General features: G+C 47.9%; 20 protein-coding genes. 9 read left to right on the forward strand and 11 right to left on the reverse strand.

Translation table 11 applies throughout. From position 1 onward, the window contains the following. Positions 1-23 precede the first annotated feature (23 nt). From HUN05_11735 to HUN05_11775, 9 genes are all read left to right on the forward strand, one after another. Positions 24-494: a 6,7-dimethyl-8-ribityllumazine synthase gene (locus HUN05_11735; protein WDP85718.1), complete on the forward strand. Its 471-nt coding sequence runs from the start codon at positions 24-26 to the stop codon at positions 492-494. 3 nt (positions 495-497) lie between these two features. Beyond that, the gene (gene nusB, locus HUN05_11740; GenBank protein WDP85719.1) at positions 498-914 is read left to right on the forward strand and encodes a transcription antitermination factor NusB; all 417 of its coding nucleotides are present in this window, start codon (positions 498-500) and stop codon (positions 912-914) included. Positions 915-962: 48 nt separating this feature from the next. Next, positions 963-1,583 (forward strand): MBL fold metallo-hydrolase, encoded by a 621-nt coding sequence (locus HUN05_11745; GenBank protein WDP85720.1) that lies wholly within the window; start codon positions 963-965, stop codon positions 1,581-1,583. Further along, the gene (gene pabB / locus HUN05_11750) at positions 1,583-3,838 is read left to right on the forward strand and encodes an aminodeoxychorismate synthase component I (GenBank protein ID WDP85721.1); all 2,256 of its coding nucleotides are present in this window, start codon (positions 1,583-1,585) and stop codon (positions 3,836-3,838) included. Before HUN05_11745 ends, pabB begins: the two co-directional genes overlap by 1 nt. 65 nt (positions 3,839-3,903) lie before the next feature. Continuing rightward, complete coding sequence (locus HUN05_11755; GenBank protein WDP85722.1) at positions 3,904-4,110, forward strand: hypothetical protein; 207 nt, start codon at positions 3,904-3,906, stop codon at positions 4,108-4,110. A 96-nt stretch (positions 4,111-4,206) separates the two neighbouring features. Beyond that, complete coding sequence (locus HUN05_11760) at positions 4,207-4,608, forward strand: hypothetical protein (protein WDP85723.1); 402 nt, start codon at positions 4,207-4,209, stop codon at positions 4,606-4,608. A gap of 33 nt (positions 4,609-4,641) precedes the next feature. Further along, positions 4,642-5,274: an HAD family hydrolase gene (locus HUN05_11765; GenBank protein ID WDP85724.1), complete on the forward strand. Its 633-nt coding sequence runs from the start codon at positions 4,642-4,644 to the stop codon at positions 5,272-5,274. Between the two features lie 131 nt (positions 5,275-5,405). Continuing rightward, a complete protein-coding gene (gene sat, locus HUN05_11770; GenBank protein ID WDP85725.1) occupies positions 5,406-6,683 on the forward strand; it encodes a sulfate adenylyltransferase in 1,278 nt (425 codons plus the stop codon). 242 nt (positions 6,684-6,925) lie between these two features. Next, the gene (locus HUN05_11775; GenBank protein WDP85726.1) at positions 6,926-7,126 is read left to right on the forward strand and encodes a hypothetical protein; all 201 of its coding nucleotides are present in this window, start codon (positions 6,926-6,928) and stop codon (positions 7,124-7,126) included. Between the two features lie 79 nt (positions 7,127-7,205). Here the strand turns inward: HUN05_11775 and HUN05_11780 are convergent, their stop codons facing one another. From HUN05_11780 to ffh, 11 genes are all read right to left on the reverse strand, one after another. After that, entirely contained in the window at positions 7,206-9,467 is a 2,262-nt protein-coding gene (locus HUN05_11780; protein WDP85727.1) for an inorganic phosphate transporter, read from the reverse strand. Positions 9,468-9,795: 328 nt separating this feature from the next. Beyond that, positions 9,796-10,659, reverse strand: coding sequence for a 16S rRNA (cytidine(1402)-2'-O)-methyltransferase (rsmI, locus tag HUN05_11785; protein ID WDP85728.1), 864 nt, complete (start codon positions 10,657-10,659; stop codon positions 9,796-9,798). Further along, positions 10,640-11,014 (reverse strand): YraN family protein, encoded by a 375-nt coding sequence (locus HUN05_11790; protein ID WDP85729.1) that lies wholly within the window; start codon positions 11,012-11,014, stop codon positions 10,640-10,642. Before HUN05_11790 ends, rsmI begins: the two co-directional genes overlap by 20 nt. Then, a complete protein-coding gene (locus HUN05_11795) occupies positions 11,015-11,608 on the reverse strand; it encodes a ribonuclease HII (GenBank protein WDP88041.1) in 594 nt (197 codons plus the stop codon). Between the two features lie 22 nt (positions 11,609-11,630). Beyond that, the gene (rplS, locus tag HUN05_11800; protein WDP85730.1) at positions 11,631-11,981 is read right to left on the reverse strand and encodes a 50S ribosomal protein L19; all 351 of its coding nucleotides are present in this window, start codon (positions 11,979-11,981) and stop codon (positions 11,631-11,633) included. A 27-nt stretch (positions 11,982-12,008) separates the two neighbouring features. Continuing rightward, positions 12,009-12,596: an RNA methyltransferase gene (locus tag HUN05_11805; GenBank protein ID WDP85731.1), complete on the reverse strand. Its 588-nt coding sequence runs from the start codon at positions 12,594-12,596 to the stop codon at positions 12,009-12,011. Continuing rightward, positions 12,583-13,356, reverse strand: coding sequence for a tRNA (guanosine(37)-N1)-methyltransferase TrmD (gene trmD / locus HUN05_11810; protein ID WDP85732.1), 774 nt, complete (start codon positions 13,354-13,356; stop codon positions 12,583-12,585). The genes HUN05_11805 and trmD overlap by 14 nt, the downstream gene beginning before the upstream one ends. A 9-nt stretch (positions 13,357-13,365) precedes the next feature. Then, positions 13,366-13,893, reverse strand: a complete 528-nt coding sequence (gene rimM, locus HUN05_11815; GenBank protein ID WDP85733.1) for a 16S rRNA processing protein RimM — start codon at positions 13,891-13,893, stop codon at positions 13,366-13,368. A gap of 3 nt (positions 13,894-13,896) precedes the next feature. Then, positions 13,897-14,127, reverse strand: coding sequence for a KH domain-containing protein (locus tag HUN05_11820; protein ID WDP85734.1), 231 nt, complete (start codon positions 14,125-14,127; stop codon positions 13,897-13,899). 55 nt (positions 14,128-14,182) lie between these two features. Further along, a complete protein-coding gene (rpsP, locus tag HUN05_11825; protein ID WDP85735.1) occupies positions 14,183-14,437 on the reverse strand; it encodes a 30S ribosomal protein S16 in 255 nt (84 codons plus the stop codon). Between the two features lie 14 nt (positions 14,438-14,451). Beyond that, on the reverse strand, positions 14,452-15,777 hold the full coding sequence (gene ffh / locus HUN05_11830; GenBank protein WDP85736.1) for a signal recognition particle protein: 1,326 nt from the start codon (positions 15,775-15,777) through the stop codon (positions 14,452-14,454). Between the last annotated feature and the right edge of the window lie 92 nt (positions 15,778-15,869).

Consider the following 15,869-nt stretch of genomic DNA (forward strand, 5'->3'; position numbering starts at 1 on the left):
AATATTTGATAAAGGACAAAACAATGCCACAGATGATTGAAGCCAATCTGGATGCCAAGGGGAAAAAATTCGGGATCATTGCCTCAAGGTTTAATGATTTTATTGTTGGAAAACTGGTGGATGGGGCCGTGGATGCCTTGGTCAGAAGCGGGGCAGCTGACAAGGATATCACCGTGATCAAAGTGCCCGGTGCCTTTGAAATTCCTTTGGTGGCCAAAAAAATGGTTGCCCAGAAAAAATATGATGCCGTTATCTGTCTGGGGGCTGTCATCCGCGGAGCCACCACCCATTATGACTATGTCTGCGCTGAAGTCTCCAAGGGCATTGCCCAGGTGAGTATGGAGGCCAATTTGCCGGTAATGTTCGGTATTCTCACCACAGAGACCATTGAACAGGCCATTGAACGTGCCGGTACAAAGGCTGGCAATAAAGGCTTTGACGTCGGCCTGGGTGCCGTTGAAATGGCTAATCTCTGCCAGAATATGGATACATAATCCATGGGCGAGAGACGAAAGGCAAGAGAGCTTGTTCTGCAGGCTCTGTTTTTTCTGGATGTAAATGAGACTGATCCGGAACAGGGGATCCAGGAATTCTGCATCCAGAATGAAGACGCCTTCACCCCTGAGATCACCTCTTTTTTCCATGAACTGGTGAACGGGGTATTGGAGGAAAAAAAAAAGATCGATCTGCTTCTGGACAAATGGGCCAAACATTGGAAAATTTCCAGGATGCCGGTGGTGGACCGGAATATCATGCGCATTGCCGTATTTGAACTGATCCGGCGGCCGGATATCCCGGCAACGGTATCCATTAACGAGGCGGTTGAAATCGGCAAGAAATTCGGCACACGGGATTCAGGCCCCTTTATCAATGGTGTACTGGACCGGATCCGAGTCCAGGAAAATCTTGAATAACCGGCATAAACCTTTTCTTCCCGGCGGAACGATTCACAGGAGGTTGTTTTGATCATCAAAAAACTTGAAGTCGGCCCCATTATGGCCAATTGTTTTATTTTGGGTTGCGAAAGTACAAAAGAGGCTGTGATAATCGATCCAGGGGATGATGCCGATCAGATTCTCATGGCCCTTGCAAAGGCGGAGTTAAAGGTAAAATATTTGATTAATACCCATGGGCATTTTGATCATGTGGGGGCAAACAAACGGATGAAAGAGGTCACTGGCGCCCAGATTGCCATCCATCCTTTGGACGAACCCATGCTCACAGACCTGACACGGTCTGCTGCCATGTTCGGACTTTCTGCTGAAAATTCTCCTCCGGCAGATATTCTGCTTCAAGAGGGGGACGAGATCTGTTTTGGTGAGATCACCCTCAAGGTCATTCATACCCCGGGCCATTCTCCGGGCGGGGTTTGTATTTTTACCCCGGGTCACCTCTTTGCCGGAGATACGCTTTTTATGGGATCCATCGGCCGTACCGACCTGCCCGGCGGGGATTATGACACCTTGATTTCAAGCATAAAAACAAAGCTGTTTGATCTGGCAGATGAGACCCTTGTCTATACAGGACATGGTCCTGAAACCAGTATCGGCAATGAAAAACGGGTGAATCCCTTTCTCAGATAATGGGTTTTTTACCGCCCCTGCCGAGAATAAAAACGCTTCTTATCCAGGAGATCCGCCTGGATCTTTCCTTTGAACAGGCCGCTGCAAGGTTTGCAGATATCCCGGGCACTGTCCTGCTCTTGTCCGGCTCTGATTTGGATTGTGCAAGGTATAATTGTCTGGCCCTTTATCCCTGGCTCTCTTTGGAAGGATCCGGTCGGAAACAGACCTTGAAGATAGAACAAAGGGACGGCCAATCCATTTCCCATACCTTTGACTGTGAACCCTTTGACCTGCTTCAAGCGCTTCTGGCAAGGTTTTCTCTTGGAGATATCGATTCAAACCTGCCCGTGGCTGCCGGGCTGTTCGGGTATTTTGCCTATGATTTAAAGGACGAGATCGAAAATCTTCCAAGAACCTGTGTGGATACGTTTTTACCCGAGCTTTCTCTTTTTGCCCCTTCTGTTCTTCTGGTTGAAGACAGGACCCGAGGTAAAACCTATCTCTCCTCTCCTTTGCTTGACTGTGCCCATGGCCAACGCTGGGTACAGGAAAGAAAAGAAATGTTTTTTGTCCAATTGAAACAGCCTTGGAAATCAAAGGCCTTTTCAATTGATCCCCAAGGCTTGATCTCTTCTTTTACCAAAGACGAATACATCAAGGCTGTCTCCCGGATCATCGAGTACCTTGAAGCCGGTGACATCTACCAGGCCAATCTTTCCCAGCGGTTTGAGACCAAATTTACAGGGGACGTATATAGCCTTTTTCTGGAATTATTCAATAAAAATCCAGCCTCTTTTTTTAGTTTTATTCACTGCAAAGACCATGATGTGGTGTCCACCTCTCCTGAACGCTTTATTCAGCTCAGGGGAAAAAAGGTGGAAACCCGGCCCATCAAGGGGACCATTGCCAGGGGGACCACCCGTAAAGCAGACCGGGAAAACAGCAGAGCCCTAAGTGAGAGCTCCAAGGATGATGCTGAGCTGACCATGATTGTGGATCTCATGCGCAACGATATTTCCCGGGTAACCCTTGCAGGATCTGTGGATGTGACCCAGCACAAACGTCTTGAACCCTATGAAAATGTATTTCATCTGGTGTCTGTGGTCACTGGGACCCTTGAACCGGATAAAACAGCTGTTGATCTGCTCCATGCCACTTTTCCGGGCGGATCCATTACTGGCTGTCCCAAGATCAGGGCCATGGAAATTATTGATGAGCTGGAACCGGTCAAGCGCCACGTTTATACCGGGTCCATCGGCTATATCAGTTTTCACAATACCATGGACCTTTCCATTGCCATCCGTACGGCCACCATCCATGAAAACCAGCTGGTTTTTTCAGTGGGCGGGGGGATTGTGGCTGATTCTGATCCTGAAAAGGAATACCAGGAAACCCTGGACAAGGGTAAAACCCTGATGGATACCCTTCTCAATGCCTCTTTTGACCCGGGCACCCGTCATTTGACCACCTGGGTGAACGGTAAGATTTTAAACCAAACCCGTGCCCGGGTGCCGGCTGCAAGCAAAGCCTTTCAATACGGGGCCGGACTCTTTGAAACCATCCGGGTGGAAAATGGAACACCCCTGCGGCTCAACGCCCATGTCAAACGGATGGAAAATGCATGGAAAAATTTGTTTGATATTCCGGTTCCCAATATCACCTGGGACAAGGTGATCACCCTTTTGGTCCGTGACAATAATCTTGAAGATCAGGTCTGTGCCGTCAAGCTTGTGATTGCAGAAGACGGGCGGCCCGGCCATCCTGTGTTCACTGCCGCCTTTATCAGACCCTATGTTCACAGGCTTGCACTGCTCAATAAAAAGGGGCTGGATCTTAAGGTTTTTCCAAATTCCCGCAAGACCTTTCTGGCAGATCACAAGACCTTAAATTATTTTTATTATGAGCGGGCCGGCAAATATGCCCGGGCCCAAGGCTGTGACGAGGCGTTGATTTTGAATTCGGATATGAGTGTATCTGAAACCAACACCTGTAATATTTTTGCCATCCAGGGTTCAACCCTTGTCTGCCCTGAGTCCTGTCATGTCCTGCCCGGGGTGACCTTTGGGGCCGTGTCCCAGGCCTGGCTTGCCAGAGGGTATAAGATCAGATATGAAAAAATGACTCCCGAACAATTGGCGGCCTATCCGAACGTCATGGTGGCCAATGCGCTCATGGGAGTTGTCCGGGTCGATCATATCAACGGGACCCGGATTGCCCAGGACCCGGGTCTTTGCAAAATGCTCAATGCGTTTCTAACCAATCAATCATCCTAGGGCACTTGTATAAAAGTTCTGAATAGGATAAATTTTAGGGAAATAATATCAGGAACGGATAGGATATGATGAAAAAGAGTCTTTTAATTTTTATGGTGGCAGCCGTGTTCACGCTTTGCACCACCATGGGGTATGCAAAGCCAAAAGCGGTGTTTGTGAACCCGACCTTTGAATTTTCCCCCCTGGCTGAAGGCCAGGGCATCACCCACGAGTTTGTCGTGAAAAACTTGGGAGATACCCCTTTAAATATTCTCAGTGTTATTCCGCCCTGAGGCTGCGATAAGCATGCCTATGACCGGCAGATTCCCCCGGGCGGGGAAGGTAAAATCAAGATAGGGGTTAAAACCGGCGGGTACGGCGGCAGCCGGATGAATAAAAAGATTCTGATCAAAACCGATGATCCGGAGTATAAAAAGTTTTATCTGACCATCACAGGAAAAGTGAACCAGATCTTTAAGATGACACCTAAAATCGTGAGCCTGAGCGGTGTTCCGGGCCAGGAGCTTGAGGCGGTTGTGACCATTACCCCGGCCTTGGATTATGATTTTGAAATTTTAAGCTTGATTCAGAAATTCAACACCCAGATCAAGGCCGAGCTTATCCGGCCTGAAAAGGGACAAAGAGACTGGCTTGTCAAAATAAAATCCAAGTCTGACAAGCCGGATGATCTTTATGATGTCATTACCCTTAAGACAAACAGCCCGTACAAGAAGAGTTTAAAGATCAGGGTCTATGCAATTTATTTTGAAGAGATTCAACAAAAATCATAGGATCGGTTTGTCCGAATAAAAGAGGCCGTTTAAATGGATGTTTCAACAATTAAGGCAGTGGTGTTTGACTGCGACGGGGTGCTGTTTGACACGGCCCTGGCCAATCGAAAATTTTACGATGAACTGCTTTTGGCCTTTGGTAAAAAAAGGCTGAATCAAGAACAATTTGTCAATGTTCATATGATGACGGTAAAGGCGGCCATTGAGTATCTTTTTTCTGAGCTTGAGGACCATACCCCTGTTTACGAGAAGATGAAATCCGTGGGCTATGCTAAATTTATTCCCTATATGGAAATGGAAGACGGATTAAGGACGCTTTTGGGTGATTTGAAAGACCAGGGGCTGATCCGGGCCATTGCCACCAACAGATCCAATACCATGGATTCTGTTTTATTGGATAATGATCTGGCAAACGAGTTTGAGATGGTGGTCACCTCGGCTGATGTGGATCATCCAAAACCTGCGCCGGATCAATTGAATAAAATCATGGCAGCCTATGGGCTTTTGCCCGAAGAAATAATTTTTATCGGTGATTCTGAATATGATCAGAAAGCGGCTCAAAAGGCCGGTACCTGGTTTGCTGCATTCAAACAGCCGGGACTGACGGCCCATGTCCATGTCCGGTCAATGAAGGAGATTGCCCCTCTTTTACGGTTAAACAAATAAAATTCTTGACAAATTTTGCAATCATCATTAAATCTTACAAGATTTTTAAATAAAATTGAAGTCAGATGCCGTGTATGCATTTGACGCCCATAAATTGGTAATTAAACCATTAATTAAGGAGATTGAAGTATATGTCTAAATTAGTTGCACCCCATGGTGGAAAAGGACTGGTAATTTGTAAGCTCGAAGGCGCTGAACTTGAAGCAGAAGTTAAAAAAGCAGCTGGCCTGAAACAGATTGAGATTTCTTCCCAGGTCAAAGGTGACCTGATCATGCTCGGTATCGGTGGATTTTCTCCCCTGAACGGTTTCATGACCAAGGCTGACTGGAAAGGTGTTTGCGCTGATTTCCTTCTGGCTGACGGTACCTTCTGGCCTGTTCCCGTAATGCTTGATGCAGCGGCTTCTGATGCTGCCGACGTTAATGTCGGTGACGAGATTGCCCTGGTCAGAGGCGGTGAAACCTATGCCACCATGAAAGTCGAAGAAAAATTCGAAATGACCGAAGACGAGAAAAAATGGGAATGCGAGAAAGTCTATAAGGGTCATGGCGAAGAGTCTGCTGACGCTGACTTCTGGAAAATTGCCATGGAAGATCATCCCGGTGTTCAGGCGGTTATGGCCAGAAAAGAATTCTGCTTTTCAGGTCCTGTAAAAGTCCTTTCCGAAGGCGAGTTCCCTGAAAAATTCAAAGGTGTTTACCTGACACCCACCGAGACTCGTGCCATCTTTGATGAAAGAGGCTGGGCAAACGTTGCTTCCATGCAGCTGAGAAACCCCATGCATCGTTCCCATGAGCATCTGTGCAAGATCGCCCTTGACGTATGTGACGGCGTTCTGATCCATTCTCTGATCGGTAACCTCAAACCCGGTGATATCCCTGCAGACGTTCGCATCGAATGCATTGACACCCTGATCAAGGGTTACTTTGTTCCCGAGCATGTTGTCAATGGCGGATATCCCCTTGACATGAGATATGCCGGTCCCCGTGAAGGCCTGCTGCACGCCACTTTCCGTCAGAACTACGGTGTCAACAGAATGATCATCGGTCGTGACCATGCCGGCGTTGGTGATTTTTACACACTTTTCGAAGCTCAGGAAATCTTTGACACTATTCCCCAGCCCGAAGGCGAAGGAAAAGCACTGCTTTGCGAACCTTTGAAAATTGACTGGACATTCTACTGCCACAAATGTGACGGCATGGCTTCCATGAGAACCTGCCCCCACGGCAAAGATGACCGCGTTATTCTTTCCGGTACCAAACTGCGTCACGCCCTGTCCAACAACGAAGAAGTTGTTGACCATTTTGGCCGTGAAGAAGTTCTGGTTATCCTGAGAAAGTACTATGCCTCTTTGACTGAAAAAGTTGAAGTAAAACTGCAGAGCCATGCAGAAGGAAGCAAGATGTAATTGAATCTTTAACTATATTTAATTGATTGGTATAGTTTGATGAAAACGGCCTTTCCCTGCTGGGAAAGGCCGTTTTTTATTGGGGTGGCATGGTATAGACCGCCTGCCTATAAGGGTGAATATGGATCTGAAACGCAGAATGGTTTTTTCCCATATTTTCCTTCTGCCTTGTTATTTTGGCCCTAAGCGGGTTTGGCGGCAGTATCGGGTATGATTTCCTGTTCAATGATAAGGCCGGGTTTATGGGGAATTTTATCACCCGCCTGGACTTGAGAAAACAATTCAGCCTTCTTTTACTGGGCATCAAGGCCCATGGATCAGATGTCGAGTTTGACCCGGATCCGGATACAAAAATCACAGGGCCCTGTGATCTTATTGTCATGGGCCAAACAGACCCTGTCCAGGCTTCATCTCAATGGCCGGCCTTCAAAACCAGCCGTTAAAAAAAATTGGGATTCCAATATCAAAATATAAAGGAGGTGGCCAAGACCTGTCCCCTTGTTTATGGGTGCTGTTTTTATTCTAGTTGCAGGCTTTTTTAGGGTCATCCAAGGGAAAGGCCTCATTAAAGATTTCCAGAAGCTTAACCGTTTGTTTGGCCATCATCACACAATTGCCTGAAATGGCATAGAACATGATACTCAGCCGTGTTTTGGAAGATTCATCCCGGATTCTTTCGATCTGGTTGGTGTTATAATCATCCACCAATTCCCTGAGATAATGAAATTGGGCCCCGATATGGTTGCAATCCACAATATCTTTCTGGCCGAATGCATTTTCAACCTGTTCTAGGATATAGAGAATCACTTTTTTAATGGCTTTGAGTTCTTCAATCTGTGCCGGGAGAAGTCCCTTATGGCGGTTGGCTACATGCATGGTGGACCGGATCACCGTATCCCTGTGGCCATCGGAAAGTTTTTGAAGCCGTCTGATGATCTGGTAATAGTTGTAGGATATCTTGTCATCTTCCCGCTGAAGCAGCCGCAGCACCTTAAAGATATTGGCAATGATGATATTGGTGCCCAGCTGGAATTGTTTGACTTGTTTTCTTTCCCTGCGAAGGGTTTCAAGATCTTCTTCAAACAGGGCATCAAAGGTCTTGTCCAAAGATTGCCTTATTCCCCTAAGCTGGTGGGTCAGATGGTCAAAGGTATCAGAGACCGAAGAGGAAAAATCCTCGACTTTTTCAAGGTGGAAAATGGTAATTTCTTCCTTGGACTTTTCCTTGCTTTCATGCTGTTTTTTATTTTTCCAGATCATGAGGCCCACAAAGAGCATCAGGCCGATAATCCCCGCGATATTAAAGTAAAAGATGATGTTTGCGGCAATAAAGGCCGCCACAAAGGCGATAAATGCGGTCATGAACCAGCCGCCGACGACGGTAAGGACCCCTGTGACCCGGTAAACCGCGCTTTCCCGTCCCCAGGCCTGGTCTGAAAAGGAAGAGCCCATGGCAACCATAAAGGTGACATAGGTGGTGGACAAGGGCAGCTTCAGGGAGGTGGCAAAGGAGACCACGGCAGAGGCCACCATAAGGTTGACGGATGCACGAACCAGGTCAAAGGAGGGCTTTTCCTTTTGGGAAACATGGCCGGTTTCGGCCATGGGCGTAAGCCGCCCGGCCACAGCCGTTCTGATCCCTAAGGGGGTGATATTTTTGACGGAGTGAAACAGGCTGTCAAAGAGGTTGACAATTCTTCTGGAGAGCCAGACCGATTCAAACCGTTCCATGCCTTCGTCCTGCTGACCTAAACTAATCTCGGTTTCAGTGACGGTTCTGGCCTTTTTGGAAATCCATAGGGTAAAGACCATGATGGCGCCTGCAATTAGCATGATAAAGGTCTGGGACTGGACTTTTTTGCTCAATGCCTCCATGGTGGCATTCATGGGGTCTGCCGAGGCCAGTGCACTTTGAAAGGCATTAAGACCGGCCAGGGGCACACCGATAAAATTGACCAGGTCATTGGCGGCAAAGGCCATGGCCAGGGCAAAGGTCCCCACAAGTACAATGGGTTTCAGGACGTTGATTCTAAAAATCATGATCAGGATCTGGAAGATCAGGGCGGATACGGTAAAAATACCGGCCATGATGATCAGTGAGTTTCCCTTGATCCAGGCCACGGTCTGGGCATCCATGAAGGTGGCGCCTTTGGAGCCCTTGACCAGGATGAAAAAAGTGATGGCGGTCATGGCCATACCGCCCCACAAGGCCCCGTAGCGCCTGAGCCTTTTTTTGTAGTCAAAGGTGAAGATCAAACGTGAGAACAGTTGCATCACCGCCCCTGAGGCAAAGGCCACCACAATGGACAATAAAATTCCTCCGACAATGGCCAGGGCCTTGGCTGTATTGATATAAGACCAGATATCCATCCCGTTATTGGCATGGGTGATGATTTTGATCAGGGAAAGGGCCACGGCCGCACCTAAAAGTTCAAACACAATGGACACGGTGGTTGAGGTGGGCAGGCCATGGGTGTTGAACAGATCCAAAAGGAGGATGTCCGTGATCATCACAGCCAGAAAAATGGTGAGAAGTTCGGGCATGGTGAAAAATTCCGGATGGAAAATACCTTTTCTGGCCACCTCCATCATACCGCCGGAAAAGGTGACACCTGCAAGGATTCCTAAGCTTGCAATGATCATAATGACGAAAAAAGGGGCGGCTTTGGACCCAATGGATGAATTTAAGAAATTCACCGCATCATTGGTGACGCCCACCACCAGGTCAAAAACGGCAAACAGGATTAACATACCTACTATGACATAGTATATTTCAATGCCCATGGCGTTATTTTAGTCCTTTTATTGGGAGAAAATAGTCAGGCCATCCTGGGTATGAATGGCTGTAAATATTGGTCTATTCAATTTTTATCTTGCCTGGGTGCTGAAAATGAGCCAACACCTTTGTGGCAACCTCTCGTGTTAAGCTGACAAATTGATACGGTTTTTAGGCTTTTTAATCTAAAAATTCAAGAGTTTGAACTATATTCTAACACAATACTAATATTTGTAAAATAATTCGTACATGGGCCAATTCATGAATGATCTATGATTGCTAAGGGGATTGTTATGGAAGGGTTTTTATCCAACCTTAAATATGAAAGCCTGGGATCTAACCCTTGGGGGATTTTAAGGAGAGGATGGTGTCATAAACATTTTTTTTGGAGAGGTTGAAGGTTTGGGAGATTTCCCTGGCAAGGTCCTGGGTTTTGGGCTTGTCTTTTAACCGTTCTAAAATCAGGGCTTTAAGATCCTCTTGGCCAAGGGTGATCTTTTTTCCAGGATTTCCCTGGATAAGGAGGACGCATTCTCCTTTGATCTGGTCCCGGTTTTCAAGTTCCGCCAGAATTTTTGACAGGCTTCCCCGTACAAATTCTTCATGTCGCTTGGTCTGTTCCCTTGCAAGGCAGGCATTGCGGTCGCCCAAGACTTGGTGGGCCTTTTTAATGAGGGATTTAATCCGTTTTGGGGATTCATAAAAGATCAACGTGGCGGTCTGGTCTTTTAATTTGTCCAAGGCCTGGGTGAGCTTGTTGGTTTTTTTGGGGAGAAATCCGCAAAACAAAAACTCGTCTGTGGGCAGGCCTGCCGCGCTGAGTCCGGCAACAGCCGCATTGCAGCCGGGCACCGGCACCACAGGGATCTTATGTTCACAGGCCAGAGTCACCAACCGGTATCCGGGATCTGAAATCAAAGGGGTGCCTGCGTCTGAAATCAGGGCAATGGTCTGGTTGCTGAGCAGTTTTGATACCAGGTCAAAAGAGCGCTGGGACTCGTTGTGTTCGTGGCAGGATATCATGGGGGTGGTGATCCCGTAATGGGAGAGAAGGCGTCGGGAATGCCGGGTATCTTCGGCAGCAATGAGATCGGCCTCTTTTAAGATGCGCACGGCCCTGAAGGTGATGTCTTCCAGGTTGCCCATGGGGGTGGCCACAATATAAAGGGTGGCTGTTATCTCATCCCCCTGAAAATGCATTTCGGATCAGGTTAATTTGCGGGGCATCAGGATCATCCTTGGCGTAAAAGACTTCCACCACATCAAACCGGACCCCTTGGCGGGTTAATTTATTTGCCTTGAGGTAATAGGATGCGCCCATGATGATTTTGAGCTGTTTGGCATGGCCCACAGATTCCCTGGGCAATCCTTTTTTGAGGCTGGTTCTGGTTTTGACTTCCACAAAGCAGAGGGTATCATTTTCTTTTGCAATGATATCAATTTCAAAGCGCTGGGTACGATAGTTTTTTTCAAGAATGGTCAGGCCTGAAGACTCAAGGAATTTGCAGGCCGCAGCTTCGCCTCTATGTCCGAGTTCTTGGGTTCCAGGGCCCATTTATATCCCCTTTACCCCGCGAAAGGTTTTCCTGTGAACAGGACATGGCCCGTGGGCCAGGATGGCAGCCTTGTGAGCTTTTGTGGGATATCCCTTGTGCCTGTGAAATTCATATTCAGGAAAGGTTAAAGAGAGGTCTTTCATGATCCTGTCCCGGGTCACCTTGGCAATGATGGAGGCGGCTGCAATGGAAATGGACTTAGAATCCCCTTTGACAATGGCTTCCTGGTCAAGGGGGCTGTCAATGGTGAATTTTCCGTCGATGAGCAAATAATCCGGGGAAAGGGCAAGATCTTCAACCGCCCGTTTCATGGAGAGCAAAGAGGCGGCAAGAATGTTGATTCGGTCTATCTCTTTGTGGTCGGCCATGCCGATCCCCACAGCCAGGGCATTTTCCTGGATCACCGGGAAAAGTGCGGCCCGTTTTTTTTCACTGATCTTTTTTGAGTCTGTGATGCCGGGATATTCAAAATCCTGGGGCAGAATCACGGCTGCAGATACAACAGGACCGGCAAGGGGTCCCCTGCCGGCCTCGTCAATACCTGCAACATGTGTATACCCGTTTTTTTGGGCCCTGTGTTCAAAGGTCCACATCGGGTTGGAAAAATCTTTGGGTTTATGCAAACCGTTTTTCTTTGATCCTGGCAGCCTTGCCCCGAAGATTTCTCAAGTAGTAGAGTTTGGATCTTCTGACCCGGCCTCTTGTCACCACTTCGATTTTATCAATGGCAGGGGAGTAAAGGGGGAAAATTCTTTCCACGCCAATGCCGCCGGAGATTTTTCTTACGGTAAACCTGGCGCTGGACAGCCCTTTGGTTTTTTTGATAACCACACCCTGGAATACCTGGATACGTTCTTTTTCGCCTTCCCTGATTTTTACATGGACTTTTACGGTATCTCCGGAGTCAAACTCGGGGATATCAAGGCGCATCTGTTCTCTTTCAAGTTTTTCAATTACGTTTGTCATGTCGTTTCCTTCCCTTTTGGCTGGGCTTCAGCCATTTATAAGTCGGTCTAAATATATTGATGCAGCAGACCGGACAGAGAGGTGATTGTAAGATCCTGCACCCTGAATGGGTTCAAGCGTATAATCACATTGGTCAACCACTTCATCTGCCAGCCCCCATGCCGTGCCAAACACAAGGACATGGGATGCATTGCGCGTTAAATCCTGTCTTAACCTGCCGCAGCTCACGGCATTGTCCGCAGCCTTTGCACTGGTGGCCACGCAGACCACAGGCCTTTGGTCTTGTTCTTCAATTTCCCGGCGGACCTGGCCAAAGGTTTTTGCCACCCTGACCCGTTCCAGGGCCTCTTTTCTGGAGGGGTTAACCTTTCCACCCGCTCCTTTGGTCCAATGGTCCATGATCTGTCCGGCCAGAACTGCCTGGTCTTCATAGGGGGTGACCACGTAGTAGCCCCGTACCCCGAATGTCCGGCATGCCCTTGCAATATCATGGAGATCCATGTTGGTCAGGGCGGATCCAATGATCATCCCTTTTTTATTGATCACGGGATAGTGGATCAGGGCAAGATAAAAATTATCTTTTTCTTTTGGCAAGGATATTTTATCTTCTCCCATTGCACCCTTCCTCGTTGACAATGGCGGTTAATTCCCTGCACCATTGTCTGAGAATCTCTTTTTCTTCTGCATCCGGGGCTTGATCTGCAAACAAGTCCGGACGCTTCATAAAGGTTCTTTCCAGGGCCGAGCGTTTCCGCCATTGCCTGATCTTTTCATGATCTCCTGAAAGGAGTACCCCGGGCACGCTCATGCCTTTGTATGTTTCAGGTCTTGTATACTGGGCATGTTCAAGCCTTTGGTCAATAAAAGAGTCTGACTGGGATGAATTTTCACTTCCCAATACCCCGGGTATCATCCGTGCAACCGAATCAATGACGGCCATGGCAGCCACTTCTCCGCCGGTCATGACAAAGTCACCCATGGATATCTCTTCATCCACCCACCTTGAATAGACCCGCTCGTCAATCCCCTCATACCTGCCACAGACAAAAATAAGGTCTGCGCCCTGATCTGCAAGCCTGCAGGCCGTTTCCTGGGTAAAGGGTTGGCCCTGGGGACTCATGCAGATCACTTTTGCCTCTGACGCCCCTTGTTTTGCCGATTCAACAGCTGCCTCCAGAGGGCCGGGGGTCATGACCATGCCGCTTCCCCCGCCATAGGGTCTGTCATCCACGCTATGGTGCTTGTCCGTGGAAAAGTCCCGGATATTGACTGCCCTGCCAAGGATGATTTCTTTTTCAATGGCCCTGGCAATCATCCCGTTTTGGAAAAAGGCGTCTAAAAATTCCGGGAACAGGGTCAGTACGGTGAACTCCATGGAATCAGCCTATTCTAAAATAAATCCAGGGGGCAGGTCCGTGGTCACCTGTCCTGTTTCAATGTCTACATCCGTCACAAAATGCCGGTTCATGGGAATCAATATTTCCGTTTTTGTGTTTTTGTCCGTCACCACCAGGATATCATCTGCGCCTGTGGGGAAAATTCTTTCAATGGTGCCTAATTTCCCCAGGGTTTGGTCCTCGACCCTAAGACCCTGTAAATCTTTCCAATACCAGGTGTCTTGTTCGAGGGCGGGAAGCAGGTCCTTGTCCACAATGATCTCTTTGCCCACAAGATCCTCTGCCTGCTCCCTTGTTTTTACCTCTTTTAAAAAGAGCAGTATCCCTTTTTTCCGGTCAGAGGCCCTGTCAATGACATGGGGAGTCACTGTTTTGCCGTTCTCGTTCCGGAGGTTGACTGTGATGCCCTTTTCAAAGGTCTCCAAAGATTGGGCAAATGACCAAACCTTGAGGCCGCCTGCCAATCCGTGAACCCCTGTAATTTTACCGATGGTAAGCCAGGTCTGATCTTTCATGAACTACTCAATGATCTCCAGGACCGTCCTTTTGTTTAACTTGGTGGACGCTGCACTTAAAATGGTTCTCATTGCCCTGGCGGACCGTCCCTGCTTGCCGATTACCTTTCCCAGATCCTCTTTGGCCACCTTGAGTTCCAGTACAGAAGTCTGATCACCCGTAACTTCAGATACCTGAACATCTTCAGGGTTGTCTACCAATGCTTTTGCAATATACTCTACCAGCTCTTTCATAAAAACATCTCCTTATCAATGGTATAGAGGTGTCAAGGGAATTCCAGGACCGGTCTTAAGCAGAAGCGCCAATCACACCCTGTTTTTTCAAGATGCTCTTTACCGTGGTAGAGGGTTTTGCACCTTCACCCAGCCAGTACTTGACCCGTTCTTCTTTCAGGGTAACCACTGCGGGTTCCTGCATGGGATCGTAGGTTCCCAGGGCTTCCAGAAATCTGCCGTCCCTGGGGAATTCAATATCAGCAGCAACGATTCTGTAAAAGGGTTTTTTCTTGGTGCCTTTACGGGTGAGTCTTAATTTTACGGACATTGTTTGTTCTCTCCTTAAAATGGAAGCATGCCTTTTAATGAGCGCATACCGCCTTTATTAAACTTCTTTATCATTTTCATTGACTGGGTATAGCTTTTGAGCAGTTTGTTTACATCCTGAACCGTGGTCCCGGACCCGAGGGCAATCCTTTTCTTCCGTGAACTTTTGATGATGGCATGTTTTGCCCGTTCATCAGGGGTCATGGAATTGATGATGGCCTCTATTCTGACAAACTCCCGGTCACTGATATTCAAATCCTTGAGCATCTTTTTGTTCACGCCCGGCAACATGCCGAGCAAATCCTTGATGGAACCCATTTTCCGTACGGATTTCATCTGGTTTTTAAAATCCTCAAGGGTAAATGCATTCTTTCTCAGTTTTTGTTCAAGGGCCTTGGCCTCTTTCTGGTCAACGGCGGTCTGGGCCTTTTCAATAAAGGAAAGGGTATCTCCCATTCCCAGTATCCTTGAAGCCATCCGGTCTGGATGAAACGGTTCAAGGGCGGTTGATTTCTCCCCTACACCGATAAACTTCAAGGGCTTGCCGGTTACTGCCTTGATGGACAGGGCCGCACCGCCCCTTGCATCACCATCCATTTTGGTCAGGATAAATCCGTTGAGATCCAGGCGCTTGTCAAACTCGCCTGCAATGTTCACCGCATCCTGACCGGTCATGGCGTCGGCCACAAGCAGTATCTCAGACGGGTTGAGCCCTTTTTTAATCTCTTCAAGCTCAGCCATGAGTTCATCATCCAGGTGCAACCGGCCGGCCGTGTCAAGCAGCAGGGTGTCGCATCCCTCCTGTCTTGCGGCCAATTGAGCCTCCTGGCAGATTTTCAACGGCTTCATCTGAGGTGTGGACGCAAATACCGGCACATCCATTTGTTTTCCAAGCTTTGTGAGCTGGTCAATGGCTGCCGGACGGTATACATCCACAGGTACAAGATAGGGCTTTTTTCCCATCTTGCGCAGGTAAAACGCAAGCTTGCCTGCGGTTGTGGTCTTACCTGAACCCTGAAGCCCCACCAGCATGATGGACCCTGTGGCAGTTTTGCCAAGGTCCAGTTCCTGGTGGGAGGAGCCCATCATTTTTGTAAATTCTTCATTTACAATTTTGATGACCTGCTGGCCCGGGGTAAGACTTTTCATTACCTCCTGACCAAGGGCACGGGTCTTTATATCTGAAATGACATTTTTTGCAACCTTATAATTGACATCGGCTTCGAGAAGTGCCATCCTGACTTGCTTTAAGCCTTCCTCGATGTTCTTCTCGTTAAGGGTGCCGTGACCTTTTAATTTTTTAAATACCGAATCCAGTCTGTCGCTCAGATTGTCAAACATAAAAACAACACCTTTAATATCAAATCAAATCATTGATTTTAAACTACAATCCGTGTAATGTCAAGAAAATAATAAAAAAGTGCAGGAAATTT

The organism is Desulfobacter sp. (assembly GCA_028768545.1).
In the GTDB taxonomy this organism is placed as follows: Bacteria; Desulfobacterota; Desulfobacteria; order Desulfobacterales; family Desulfobacteraceae; genus Desulfobacter.